This window comes from Pantoea sp. 1B4, assembly GCF_016925765.1.
Classification (GTDB): Bacteria; Pseudomonadota; Gammaproteobacteria; order Enterobacterales; family Enterobacteriaceae; genus Pantoea; species Pantoea agglomerans.
On sequence record NZ_JAEUWZ010000003.1, the window covers coordinates 154,026 to 167,128 of the forward strand.

Below are 13,103 nucleotides of genomic sequence, written 5' to 3' on the forward strand. Positions count from 1 at the left end.
TGAGAAGAGAACAGCCGCCCAAAGGCGGCTGTTTAACACCATTATGCGGTCTGGAACACCGCAACCATCGTACGTAACTGCCCTGCGCGTGCGGCGAGTTCATCAGCTGAGGAGGCCGACTCTTCTACCAGCACGGCGTTCTGCTGCGTCACCTGATCCATCTGGTTCACCGCAATATTGACCTGCGAAATGCCACTGCTCTGCTCTTCGGATGAAGAAGTGATGTCGCGCATCAGCTGAGAGGTCTGTTCAATGGCGCTGACGCTCTGTTTCACCTTATCGCCTGCGTTCTGCGCCATGGCGATCCCTTCCTGGGCGTGGCCGACCGACTGCTCAATCAGACCCTTGATCTCTTTAGCTGCACTGGCTGAACGTTGTGCCAGTGCCCGCACTTCCGACGCGACGACCGCAAAACCTTTACCCTGCTCACCAGCGCGTGCCGCTTCAACGGCCGCATTCAGTGCCAGAATGTTGGTCTGGAAGGCGATACTGTCGATCACCGATGTAATCTCTTCAATTTTACCTGAGCTGCCACGAATTTTGTGCATGGTCTCCATCACCGAATCCATTGCTGCACCACTGGAGAGTGCAGCCTGCGTGGCAGATTCTGCACGGGCAGAGGCAAAGCGCGTGTTATCCGCGTTCTGCTGAATGATTGCCGCCAGCTGCTCCATGCTGGCAGCCGTTTCAGCCAGTGAAGCCGCCTGTTGCTCGGTGCGCGACGACAGATCGCCATTGCCACGGGCAATCTCTTCTGAGGAGTTGGCGATGGTAGCCGCGTTACCTTTGATATCCGACACCAGCTGAGCAAGACGCTGCTGCATCCGCATCAGTGCATTCAGCAGCTCAGCCATCTCATTGCTGCCGGAAACGTTCAGCTGTGCCGTCAGATCGCCCGCCGCGACGCGGCTGGCAACTTCGACCGCTTCTTTAACCGGACGGGTCACTGAACGGGTAATCATGACGGCCAGCAGAATGGCCAGCAGCGCGACAGCAAACAGACCTGCCAGTAACAGATACTGTCCCTGACGACGCTCATCAATTTGCGATAGCAGTAATCCCTGCAGTCGATCGCTGCTCTGATTACCCAGCATGCCGTAGCGGTTAATCGCCTCAGTTAAGACCCGCACGTATTCAACCGGCGTAATGCTGACCTGTCCGGTTACGATAGCGCCTTCAGCCAGTTGCAATGCACTCAGGGCCTGCTGTTTCGCATTCTGCGCCAGATCACCAAAGGTCGCTTTGAGATCAGGTTCGATCATAAACACCTTATCCATATTGCTGCTGAACTGCGACAGAGCCGTTTTACCATTATCAAGCTGAAAAGCCAGACGACTACGCTCGGCATCAGATGCTTTACCGCTGGCAATCAGCGAGGCACCATTGCCGCGAATCTGACCCAGCGTTTCAGTGAGCAGCGGCAGGCGACTAAAGATACTGACGATCAGCTGGTAGGTATTTAAATCGGCATCCAGTGAAAGTTGATAAAAATCCAGCACATCCTGATTGGTATCCAGCAGTACCTGAATCAGATGAGTATGATTCGTCAGGCTGCTCGCCAGCGTCAGTCGGCCGCCATTGAGGTCCTCCTGTAACTGACGCCACTCCTGATTAACCTGCTCAAGGCGCTTTAATGGCTGCGCCTGCTCATCGCTTTGGCGCAAATCGGCAGCAATGCTCTCAGACAGACTATTAATCTGGGTCACTAATGCCATACGCGGCGGGTTATCTGGTTTATTCTGGCCAATTGCGATTGCGCTTTCAGCCCGATGACGCTGTAGCAGGTTAAGTAACTGAAGAACTTTTTTCTCAACCGGAATCCCGGTGAGCTCAACTTTCTTTGTATCGATAAGCTGGTTGCCCGTCTGAATAAACAGAAAGGTGGGTAAAATAAACAGCACCAGCGCAAAGGATCCCAGTAACAGGAATTTCGCTGGCAAATTAATCCGGTCGAGTATTTTTTTCATTCTTTTCCGCTCTGATGTGTGAGGCGTGCAGGTGTGTAGCGCACGAAATAGCTTTCGTAATATTATTTATACCTTTTCTTTTACATAGCCAGAGATGCCTCATGCAGCACAATATCGCTATGAAGAAAGGAGTTTCGTATAAAAATCAGAAGTACATATAACACGGAAGGGAGTATAGATTGCGCTGCGTTATTTTACAGCGAATAAAATGACAATATTTACTTCAATATTCACCTAAGCCAAACTTGAAAAATACCCTTAAAAATCATAAAATTGAAATAAAAACACCTCGCAAAAATCATTAAGCCACAAGCCTGACTTCAGCGTTATTGTTTTGAAGATAAAGAAATTCAAGTTGCGTCATGAATAGCCGATAACTGAAATCCTGCCTGTATCTGACTCATTATCACCAGACTATCAAAACAAATATCTACGCCCGGCAAATTCCAATTTAAACCTTATAACTCTAAAGAGTTAACTGCACTTTTATAATGAAATCGATTTCATTTTATATTTATTTCAGAAAAAGTCGTTTATTTATTCTGATTAATGATAAAAAAAAAGCCCCCACATTGTGGAGGCCCTTAAGTTACTGCTCAACCATTAAAAACTTTCCCAGTTCGCCTTAGTCAGGTCGATGGTCTGCTGCTCAGGCTGCTTTGCGTGTAATACCGGACGCCGTACTGCAGCGGTCTGCTGCGACTGCACTGCACGGTGATTGCTTTCCAGCTTAAAGGTCGCCACCAGTCCCGACAGCGTTTCTGCCTGCTCCTGCAGCGACTTAGAGGCGGATGAGGCCTCTTCCACCAGTGAGGCGTTCTGTTGCGTCACTTCATCCATCTGACCAATGGCCTGATGAACCTGTTCAATGCCTTTACTCTGCTCAGAGGTAGCCGCCGCAATCTCATTGACCAGATCGGCCACCTGCTGAATCGCCTGACGGACATTTTCACTGTTAGATCCAACGCCGCTGGCCTGCTCTAAACCGTGCTCGACCTGTGAAACCGATGTTGAGATAAGATCCTTAATTTCACGGGCGGCAGAAGAGGAGCGCTGCGCCAGATTGCGCACTTCAGAGGCAACAACGGCGAAGCCGCGACCATGCTCGCCCGCACGCGCTGCCTCGACTGCCGCATTCAGCGCCAGAATATTGGTCTGAAACGCGATACCTTCAATCAGTCCGGTAATTTCAGAGATTTTGGCAGAGCTGGCGCGGATTTCATCCATGGTACTGAGCATCTGCTTCACCGCCGTCCCATTCTGGATTGACATGTGATTCGCGTTATTTGCCAGGCTGCTGGCCTGTTGCGCACCTTCTGAGTTCTGTCGCACCGTTTCGCTCAGTGTCGCCATGCTGGCTGAGGTTTGCTCCAGTGAAGCCGCCTGTTCTTCCGTGCGTGCAGAGAGATCTTCATTGCCCGCCGCTATCTGCGTTGATCCGGTACTCACCGATTGCGCGGCGTGACTGACGGAGAGCAGCGTGCCGGAGACGCGCGCCAGCAGCTGATTAAATGCCATCGCCGTTTTGCCGATCTCATCCTTACTGCGGACCTCCGCGATATGAGTCAGGTCGAGGGTATGACTCACCTGCGTCATGGTATTGACCATGCCTGAGAGGCTCTTTTTGATGCCGAGAATCACCTTAGCGGAGAAACCGGCCAGTATCAGAATAAGCAGCAGCGACCCGCCAGACATCGCCCACAGGGTCTGACTATAAACGCGCTTGTTCTCCGCCCTGAGCTGTTCACCAATATCAATGTTCAGCTGAATCTGACGGGTGAAATCCGCTTCCATCTTACGGGCTGCAGCACCTACTCCGTTCTCACTCTGTAATAACGGCAGCGTGACCGCATCATCATGGGCGCGTGACGCGGCAAGAAATGCCGGCAATGCGCTGCGGACCGCATCCAGATTTTTATAGGCCTCTACAGTCATCGCCTTATCTTCATCGCTGGAGATGTCGTTAGCCATATAGTAATCATTGAGCGACTTAATCTGCGAAAGCAGATTCTCAATGCGCTCTTCCGCAGCAGGGAATTTTGTCGCATCGCTGGTGCTGTGGTGGCGATAAAGCGCAATACCCAACTGATTGGTCACGCTGATCGATTTATTGAGATCGCGAATGCTGGGTATTGCGTTCATCTGTACATATTCAAAGCGGGATTGAAAGCCCGAAATCACTGATAAAGAGATAATCACCAGCGCAATCAGTGACATTGCAAGCAGTGAGAAAATCAATACCAGACGTTGTGTAATAGTCATACTTGCCCCCGGCAAAAAAAGAATAATTTGGACATAATTTAAAGTTGGATCGTTCTTATCGGCTTTTGTCTGCAGGGCTTTAATTAAGCATGGCGAATATATTTTTTTATTTTTCCTTGCGAATGGTACAGAGTGAACTAGCCAGAACACTACTCTGCCATTTATTCATTTTTATTTTGACACACCTTTTTACATCTCATCATCTGAGATAAATTTGCCACATCTCCTGTCAGAAGATTTCCATTGCCGGATGGCCACAATGACGCGGAAGCAGCCATTCATTTGGATCTGATAATTAGCCCGCTAATTCAACAGCGATGCTGACGATAATTGTTAAGGAGAAGGCGATTTAAATTCGTGGGATACCGTCGCAGACGCAGCAAAGGCAGGGCTTGTAAAGCTGAAGAGCTGAAGGGGTGAAAAACCAGCATGACAGTCTGTCATCAGATTTTCTGATAAGAGGATGACTGGCTACCTGTCAGATAACAGGCGACGGTAGGAGATTTTAGCCTTTTGTGTCAGGGCCAGATTAAATCAGTGAAATCGCTGGCGGAATGCTGAATCTGGTCTATGCTCACTGGCCCGACCAGGCTTTAGTCTGTTGGGTAGCAATAACGCTTAAAATAAAAAAAGGTAGTCGTCATGGATTTAGCCACATTTGAAACCAGAACCGGTCTTTGGCCACACATGCAGTTTACGGATGTTGAATATGAAGTGTGCAGCGCAGGTGTAGAGATCTATGCCATTGATGTCAGTCGTCAGACCAAGAGCAAGCTATTTATCTGTCGTGTCACCAACGAGCAGCAGGCAGCGTCGCTAACGGCACAGTTCAAAGAGTGGTTGCCGAAGTTAAAGCTTAAAAAACGCAAAGTCGCATTGAATCTGGCGCGCATGGCGTGCGAGAAGAGCTTCCCCGCGAATCCTAAATTCCAGGATCGGTCTGACATGCGTCGGAACACATCCAGGCTCTGATGCCTGCTTCAGCCTGCACCTGTTACAGCGGGCAGGCTGAAACGCTTTCTTATCCTGTCTGCGCTGCGGCACGTTTTAATCACGCGCCGCAGGCACCTGGAACAGCCGACATTCCCCGGGCTCAATTGAGATATCACTGAAAGTCGTGATATGCATCTCGATCCAGGTATTCGCGGCCCGAAGCGTGTGAGGTGAGTTGCGTTGTTCCAGTTCAGCCACAAAGTCCCGGGTACTCACTGTGCACTGACCGGTATCATCCCGCCTCATCGCCTCTCTGAATGCTGACCAGACCTCATCATCCTGTGACATCTCTACCCCACACCGGCTCTCAATCGATAATAAACTGTATATATAAACAGTACAATTATTCTCTTATACGGTCAAGTCTGCTCTGTGTACCTGTCTCAGATCGCTAAGCAATGGCTTAATTGTGGCCATTTATAGCAGAAGCAGCAGGCGAAACAGGACTTTAATCCTAATCTTAGAAATCGTTTTCATATCTGATTAAACTATTGATTTAAATAGCCATTAAATATTGTTAGTTTTTTAATTGTTTGATATCTAATTAAAAAAAAGAGTTAACCGTAGCGGCATAAACATCGTTTTTGCCCTATCTTTGAATGGCTCTGTAATGAAATCCACTTCTTTTGCAGAGTGATCTGACTCCTACCCTTGCCCCCTTTTACAGGGGGCACTTTTTTTAAGATAACGCAGATATCAACATCTGATTGTCTCTGCAGACCGGCAACGTTCATGCGTTCCGGGCTGATCTGCTGATGACGTTAAGGGAGTGTCTGGAAAGTGGTTGATTTGTAACCTGATAATTCATTGGTTGTGCTGACATCGCCTGAAGCCTGAAACATTGGGTTGAATCTGAAATAATTTTCCGAAATAGCAAATAAACGGATCTTTACCCGCTTAAAAGCCTCGCCAGAATGACGTGGTAAGGAGAGTAAAAAGTGCGTAATAATCTGGCAATATCAGATTGACCAGCGCCTCACCAGGGATGCTGTAACGTTATAATAATGCGCTATATCTGCTGTTCGCCCCCGATTTTATGGGGGGTTTTTCTTTTCCCTTCATTTCTATGCCCGGTTATTGCCGCACTGCGATCTGATGTCCTGATTGTCGAATCCTTTAGTACTACCTGAATCTACGATTAAATTAATGCTGCAAATATAACGGCATAATGGTCGTAGTTGTGCCCTTAACCAGCAATATTTCTGTGATATGTTTAATCAGTAACTTTCTGCCACGTGAGTCTGATTATGCTCTCCACCCTTATTTACCGTAGCCAGCTTGCGGGTTCTGTCTCGCCAGAGAGATTGAAAGCGCTGGTGGAGCGCGCCAGTATCAAAAATGCTGAGGCTGAAGTCACCGGGATACTGCTCTATGACGGACAGCACTTTTTTCAGGTGCTGGAGGGTAGCGTCGACAACGTTCACACGGTTTTCCAGCGTATCAGTCAGGATGAGCGGCATTTTAACCTGATTGAGCTGATGCGGGATTACGCCCCTGCGCGTCGCTTCGGTCATGCCGGTATGGCCTTATTTGATTTACGTGATTATCAGAAACACACCGTAGTGGATGCCCTGCTTAAGCGGGTCACCCTGAGTGATGAACGGATCAGAGATGACCGGGTGGTGAAGTTCCTGCGTTCTTTCGTCGAGGGGCGGGATAAAGAGACGTTTATCAAAATTGATCCTGCCAGTCAGTGGACGCTGACAACACCCGTCACCTCCGAATCTCAGCCAGCCTGGCAACCGGCACCGGGTCAGCGTTGTGAATTTGCGCTACAGCCTATCGTGGATACAGCAAATCGCCGGATTGTCTCCTGTGAAGCCTTGATACGTGGTCAGCATGGCGCATCACCCGCTGATTACTTTTCACAGTTGCCAGAAAGCGAGCGTTATCAGGGCGATCTGCACTCTAAAACCTACGCTTTCCAGCTGGCCAGACATCTGGGGTTGCGCGAGCAAACGCTCTCCGTCAACCTGCTGCCCATGTCGCTGGTGGTCATTGACGACGCTGTTGAACATCTTATCCAGCAGATCAGGCAGCAGGGATTGCGACCAGAGCAGGTGGTGGTTGAGGTGACCGAAGATGAGATCATCTCGCGCTTCGACGCATTCCAGTTTGCTGTCCAGCAGCTGAAAGCGGCCGGGATCAGCCTGGCGCTCGACGATTTTGGCGCCGGTTTCGCCGGCCTGTCGCTGTTAGCCGATTTCCAACCCGACAAAGTTAAAATCGATCGCAAGCTGATCACCGATATCCACCGCAGTGGACCGCGTCAGGCGATAGTGATGGCCATCATTAAATGCTGTCAGGCGCTGGAAATTACGGTTATTGCGGAAGGGGTTGAAAAAATTGAAGAGTGGCTCTGGCTGGAAGGTGCCGGGGTACGCTATTACCAGGGCTTTCTGTTTGCCCGTCCAGCCCTCAATGCCCTGCCTGCAGTAAGCTGGCCAGCACGACGCCCGGAATAGACCCCGCCGTGATAATCCCCTTTCCTTCCCTTTTGCCCATAATTTGATGCGGCTCACACCGCTTCGCTGCAAAAGGCAAAAGCTGTGCCATGCTTGATTCATCTGACAGCCTTCAGGCAACACAGATATTCATCAGGTCACTGGATAACAACCGGAAATGGGAGAGTCACCATGAACGAAGATCGCATTGGCGGTAACTGGAAGCAGTTCAAAGGTAAAGTTAAGGAAAAATGGGGTGATCTTACGGATGACGATATGACCGTTGTAGAAGGGAAGCGCGATCAGCTGGTCGGTAAAATTCAGGAACGCTACGGCTACGAGAAAGATCGTGCCGAAAAAGAAGTGAAAGAGTGGGAAGATTCCAACAAGTACCACTGGTAACGTGTGCTTAATCGCCGGGCGTCTCTGCGTCCGGCATCTGCTCTGTACCCCTGTTTAATCCCCCCTCACCCACTGCCCTCTCTGCACCCGATACACCAGCAGATTTTGGAAATGATTGTTTCTTTATTTATTCCTGACGCGCATACTGCGTCATCTTCCCTGTTCATGGGATCTCAATGCCTTCCGGATATCAATTATGCCTCAGCACTCTACCGACACCGTATGTGGTCTCGTCGGTGTTCTTCCTGAAACTCTGCGCCGCTGGCGCCGTGCCGGGCTGATAACGCCGCCTGGCCCAGCTGGTTACTCAGATAATCAGCTTACGCGTGCGCTCTGTGTGCGTGAAATGACCTCAGGGGGGCCATACGCTCTTTGATATCCATACTGCATTTAACTGGCCCAGCGTTACGCTGCCTGGCGGCTGGGCCTGTCGGGAAGAGGATATGTTGCATCTGCTGGCGCACAATACGGACGCAGATGTTGATCGCGAACTACAGATGATGAATACCGACTATTGTGGTGATGATTATGTTAATCGCTACCTGCGGCCGCTCAACCTCTGGCTGCGCACTGACCTCAGCGAAGGTGCGGCGCGGCGCCAGCAGCGCTTTCATTCAGCGGTAGTCAGTCAGTGGGAGCGCCTGGCGCTAGCCTCACAACGACGCAGCACCGTACCGCTGTTTCTTGAAGCGGTCAGCGTCACAGATGAAACCGAGATCTGGATGGAAGCGATACGGCTTAACGGACAGGGCTTTCGGGTTGAAGTTGCAGCAGATGCGTCAGGTATCCCCGCCGTGGCGCAACGCCGCTTTGAGCATCATCTGATGTGGTGTGGTGATGGTATCAGTGCATCGATGAAGGCTGCATTTCACTCCAGTCTTGAGGCGGGTGAACCGATCATGCTGACCGGAACGAATACCGGCTTACCGTCGCAAATCAGCCTTATGGCAGCCAGCGCCTGAACTCTTTTGACTTTCTTACCTGCCAGTGAATAAAAAAGGCGGAAACAGCCTGTGCCGTTTCCGCCCTGTTCATGTTACTGATGTTCAAGAGTTCGCTGACCGCCGATCGCAATCGGGATACGGCGCGGTTTCTCGCTCTCCGGTATTTCCTGGATCAGATCAATGCTAAGCAGACCTTCCGCCAGGCTGGCTCCGGTGACCTTCATGTGCTCTGGAATGGAAAAGCTCAGCTGGAAATCGTGTCGGGAAATGCCGCGGTGGATCCAGCTGGTGTTCTCTTCCCGGGCCTCGCCAGACGCTTCCTGTGACGGTTTCTCTCTGTGACCGGCCACTGAAAGCCGTCCGCCTCGTAACTCGATTTCCAGTTCATGCTCTTTCCAGCCAGGTACACTGACGGTCAACGCATAGCGATTATCCTCTACCCGCTGCAGATCGTAAGCGGGAACCGACGTTACCGGGCTGTCGCCAGTAAGCTGACTGAACAATTTATCGATGCGGTTAAAGCGGTCTGAAAAGACTGAATCAGCCAGCGAAGGGAACACTGAAAATTGTTGTACTGACATGGTGATAATCTCCTGAACAGGTTCATCCAAAAGTTCATCTGATCGGGCTCATATTTCCGATCATCTCTATAAATAGGGATCAGTAGTCAGTTTTCAAGTCGGTAAATATAATTTTTTTACCGTTATCAGACAGCCGGTTACAACAGAAATAAATTTCAGGGTATTAACACAGCCGTTACTTTTTGCTCTGAGGTGCAAGAGCAAAATGGGGATGACAGCCAGCCAGTAATAACAGCAACTCATATTCTCCCTGACTTAATAGTGTCGGGTTACCTGCGGCTTCTTTGGTTTGCCAGACGCGCAGGCTAAGGTCAAAACGCTCAGCGGCGCTCTGCTGTGAGAGCCCGGCGGCAAGACGAAGTTCACGCACATTACTCTGGACGACCACAGGCGGCCTGGGGGGGACGATTCACCAAACAAAGACTCCTTCAACATGATTAAACCGCAAAGGCACAGCGCTTCGCCATCAATAAAAGCGAAGCGACCTGAGAGCGGCCATAACGAAAAGACCACAGAATAATTGACTATTTTAAATAAATGTCAAATTTCAGGTTTAAAAATCATGCATGCTTTTTTTATAAGCGAAGCGGCATATTTCGCCCTGACGGAGACTTTTCTATTTCCATAGAGTGCTTTATTCCTCCTGCCAGGAATTATCCTGTTATTTGCCTTAAGGGCCATTCAGGGATTAATCCGCTACCTCAATCTTCCTTTTTTCATCAGGATAGAGGTATAGCCTGAGAGTCATGTTCAGGCTGCATCATTGAAAAAGAGGAGGATAATGAATGAAAAATCCTATCCAGCGTCGCTCGCCCGACGATCTGTCGCAGGTGGAAATTCGTGAACAGTGGCAAATCACCTACTGGACCCAGGAACTGAGGACAACACAGGAAAGGCTGACACGCGCGATCCGCGAGCGAGGGCCGCGGACCGAACAGGTTCGTGATTGGCTGGAGCAAAACCCGCCGCCACGTCGTCCGATACAATTCACACACGGCATGAAAGGTTAAACTGATTACTGTCTGAAGCGACACGTTACTGGCAGTCTTGCGGTGGATTGACCTATAGCAGTCAGGAGTACACTGACAGGTCATATCTGCCGGTCTTCATTTTTTCAGGCTTTTACCTGTATTTTTAATAGGTTATCTTCCTGAGCAACCAGCGGATAGCGATCCGTCTCTGGCTGCAGACCTGTTTAATTGTAAAACTGACTTAGAAATAACATTAACCACCCTGAATGCTTATTCATCTCCTGACGGAAAATAAACATTAACAACCGTAAAAACCCTCTCCTGGCTATATAAAATGTACAAATGTAAATAATCAGGCGCATCTTCGATTAAATTTTCGAATCGTAACAACCCCTTTAATGCGTTAAAGAAAATATTAAGAGACACCCGCTGCATAGTCCCTTATTATCAAGTTGAAAATAAAAAATCACGCCATAATTCCTGCCGCCCGAATCACATTTCGCTCCGGACAGTTTTCTTTTTTCGCTCCGTAATCAGCCGGTGCGGGGGTTCTACACACATGTTAAACAATTTAAACGGCGACAATGAGCGCCGCAGTCGCGCCTTACAGGCGTTGCGCGACCCTGATGAAAGCCGCGATGAAGTTCTCCGGAAGTTTGTCCGGTTAGCCAGTCAGGCCCTGGGTATCCCGGGCAGCTTTATATCGGTGCTGGATGATGAGTTCCAGACCGTTCGGGCATCACACAATTTTGAACTGCAACGCTCAACGCGTGCGGATTCACTTTGTCGTCACGTGGTTGATAGCGACAGTGCGGTGATCGTCCCTGATACTTATTACGATGCGCGTTTTGTCACGCATCCCCTGATCACTGGCTCACCCTTTATCCGCTTTTATGTCGGTGTGCCACTGAAAACACGCGATGGTATTATTCTGGGCACACTATGTGTGACCGACACCGAACCGCATGCGTTTCCCAGTGACCAGGTGACGACCTTAACGCTGCTCTCTACGCTGGTAATGTCTTTTCTTGAAGCCTGGCACTCGGCGGGTTTTACCGATCCGGTGACCGGGCTACCTAACCGTCAGCGCCTGATACGTGATTTGCAATATCTTGCCGTTGCCGGCGATACCACGCCACGCCGTCTGGTTCTGATTGATTGCATCGATATGTCGCGTGCTTATGAACTGGCCCGCACCATGGGAATGAGCCCGGTTGAGAGCCTGCTGAAAGATATGGCCACTCTGCTGCCGCTGCGCCTGCGTCCGGCGGTTGGGGAGATGATCTATACGGTGGCCACCGGCCGCTTTGCTATCCTGACCCGAGCAGATAGCCGACTCAGTGCCGCGTGGGTAGCCGGTCGTCTGGAAGGTATCAGTGCGGACATGGATGAAGGTCTGTCGGTCGCGCTGACTCCCCATACCGGTGAGGCTGACTTTGTCGCTGGCAGCATGCCAGCATCTGAAATATTAGGCCGTGCGGTCAGTGCGTTGCATGAAGCGGTCGGCCGCGGACTGCCCTCTCAGCGCTTTGACGCTGAGGCTGAAACGCAGCGTTCAGAAGATTTCCTGCTGATGACCGATCTTAAAACGGCATTACGCGAGAACATCGGGCTATATATGGTCTATCAGCCGAAAATTTGCCTGCAAAGTGGTAAACCCGTGGGTCTGGAAGCGCTTATCCGCTGGCAACATCCCAGCCGGGGCGAGCTTTCACCTGCCGCCTTTATCCCGCTGGCTGAGCAGACCGATCTGCTCTCTGTGCTGACAGCCTGGATTATCGATCGGGCGGTTGAGCGCCTTAGCCGGCTGAGGAATAACTGCATCCAGCTGCCGCTAACGATAAACGTCAGCGTACGTGACTTTGCGCGCGAGGGGTTCGCTTCAGCGCTGGAAAGTAAGATGGTCAAATCTAAGCTCCCGACCTCTCTGCTGGGAATCGAATGTCTGGAAACCGAACGTATCCTTGAAAGCCCGGCCGCCCTGCGCGGGCTGGAGATGCTCAGAGCACGAGGATTCACTATTTCACTCGATGATTTCGGTTCCGGCTACAGCAATATCAGTTATCTGCGTCGCATGCCGCTTGATGTGATTAAGCTGGATCGTTCCCTGATCAGTGAGCTTTCCTCTGACACGGCTTCACGCATCATTGCACGCAGCATCATCGCCATGCTTAAAGAGCTGGATTATACCGTGGTGGCAGAAGGGGTTGAGTGTCCGGATGCAGTAACATCCCTGACCGAGTATGGCTGCGATCAGGCTCAGGGCTATTTCTATTCGAAGCCGTTGAACGAAGAAGCATTGGATCACTGGCTGCACTGGAAGCTGCGTGGCGAGTGTCATTAAAACTGGAGCTGGCGCAATCTGATATCAGATTGCGTTTTTAGCGATCTGAACGATCTCTGATATCTCCCACGGAGATAATTCAAAATATTTGATCAATATCAGCAAAAGTTAGCTATATCAGTCTGGCGATATCGCGCCTATCATTCATTCCATCGAGGAAAAACGCCTCTCCCTGACTGAAATACGCTAAGGAAT

12 protein-coding genes are annotated in these 13,103 nt (G+C 50.3%); 7 read left to right on the top strand and 5 right to left on the bottom strand.

Annotation, left to right across the window (positions count from 1 at the left end):
• Positions 1-41: 41 nt before the first annotated feature.
• The gene (locus JNO11_RS20470; RefSeq protein WP_311974018.1) at positions 42-1,967 is read right to left on the bottom strand and encodes a methyl-accepting chemotaxis protein; all 1,926 of its coding nucleotides are present in this window, start codon (positions 1,965-1,967) and stop codon (positions 42-44) included.
• Positions 1,968-2,570: 603 nt separating this feature from the next.
• Positions 2,571-4,229 carry a methyl-accepting chemotaxis protein gene (locus JNO11_RS20475; protein WP_187508462.1) on the bottom strand — a complete coding sequence of 553 codons (1,659 nt, stop codon included), beginning with the start codon at positions 4,227-4,229 and terminating at the stop codon, positions 2,571-2,573.
• A 642-nt stretch (positions 4,230-4,871) separates the two neighbouring features.
• Between JNO11_RS20475 and JNO11_RS20480 the strand changes: the two genes are divergently transcribed.
• On the top strand, positions 4,872-5,201 hold the full coding sequence (locus tag JNO11_RS20480) for a hypothetical protein (protein ID WP_010256979.1): 330 nt from the start codon (positions 4,872-4,874) through the stop codon (positions 5,199-5,201).
• Positions 5,202-5,276: 75 nt separating this feature from the next.
• Here JNO11_RS20480 and JNO11_RS20485 read toward each other — a convergent pair whose 3' ends face one another.
• Positions 5,277-5,510, bottom strand: a complete 234-nt coding sequence (locus tag JNO11_RS20485) for a hypothetical protein (RefSeq protein WP_060678836.1) — start codon at positions 5,508-5,510, stop codon at positions 5,277-5,279.
• 959 nt (positions 5,511-6,469) lie between these two features.
• On the opposite strand from JNO11_RS20485, the gene JNO11_RS20490 reads away from it, so the two are divergent.
• The 4 genes from JNO11_RS20490 (at position 6,470) to JNO11_RS20500 (ending at position 9,030) form a co-directional block, all read left to right on the top strand.
• Entirely contained in the window at positions 6,470-7,687 is a 1,218-nt protein-coding gene (locus tag JNO11_RS20490; RefSeq protein WP_010256973.1) for a diguanylate phosphodiesterase, read from the top strand.
• Between the two features lie 171 nt (positions 7,688-7,858).
• On the top strand, positions 7,859-8,068 hold the full coding sequence (locus JNO11_RS20495) for a CsbD family protein (protein ID WP_010256969.1): 210 nt from the start codon (positions 7,859-7,861) through the stop codon (positions 8,066-8,068).
• Between the two features lie 196 nt (positions 8,069-8,264).
• Positions 8,265-8,444 carry a MerR family transcriptional regulator gene (locus tag JNO11_RS24875; protein WP_346267501.1) on the top strand — a complete coding sequence of 60 codons (180 nt, stop codon included), beginning with the start codon at positions 8,265-8,267 and terminating at the stop codon, positions 8,442-8,444.
• Positions 8,445-8,511: 67 nt separating this feature from the next.
• Positions 8,512-9,030: a MerR family transcriptional regulator gene (locus JNO11_RS20500; protein ID WP_325177763.1), complete on the top strand. Its 519-nt coding sequence runs from the start codon at positions 8,512-8,514 to the stop codon at positions 9,028-9,030.
• A 74-nt stretch (positions 9,031-9,104) separates the two neighbouring features.
• Here JNO11_RS20500 and JNO11_RS20505 read toward each other — a convergent pair whose 3' ends face one another.
• Entirely contained in the window at positions 9,105-9,593 is a 489-nt protein-coding gene (locus JNO11_RS20505; RefSeq protein ID WP_010671953.1) for an Hsp20 family protein, read from the bottom strand.
• A gap of 175 nt (positions 9,594-9,768) precedes the next feature.
• Positions 9,769-10,002, bottom strand: coding sequence for a transcriptional regulator (locus tag JNO11_RS20510; protein WP_325177778.1), 234 nt, complete (start codon positions 10,000-10,002; stop codon positions 9,769-9,771).
• A 376-nt stretch (positions 10,003-10,378) separates the two neighbouring features.
• On the opposite strand from JNO11_RS20510, the gene JNO11_RS20515 reads away from it, so the two are divergent.
• Entirely contained in the window at positions 10,379-10,603 is a 225-nt protein-coding gene (locus JNO11_RS20515; protein WP_325177764.1) for a DUF3606 domain-containing protein, read from the top strand.
• Positions 10,604-11,123: 520 nt separating this feature from the next.
• Positions 11,124-12,908 (top strand): GGDEF and EAL domain-containing protein, encoded by a 1,785-nt coding sequence (locus JNO11_RS20520; RefSeq protein ID WP_325177765.1) that lies wholly within the window; start codon positions 11,124-11,126, stop codon positions 12,906-12,908.
• Positions 12,909-13,103: the final 195 nt, after the last annotated feature.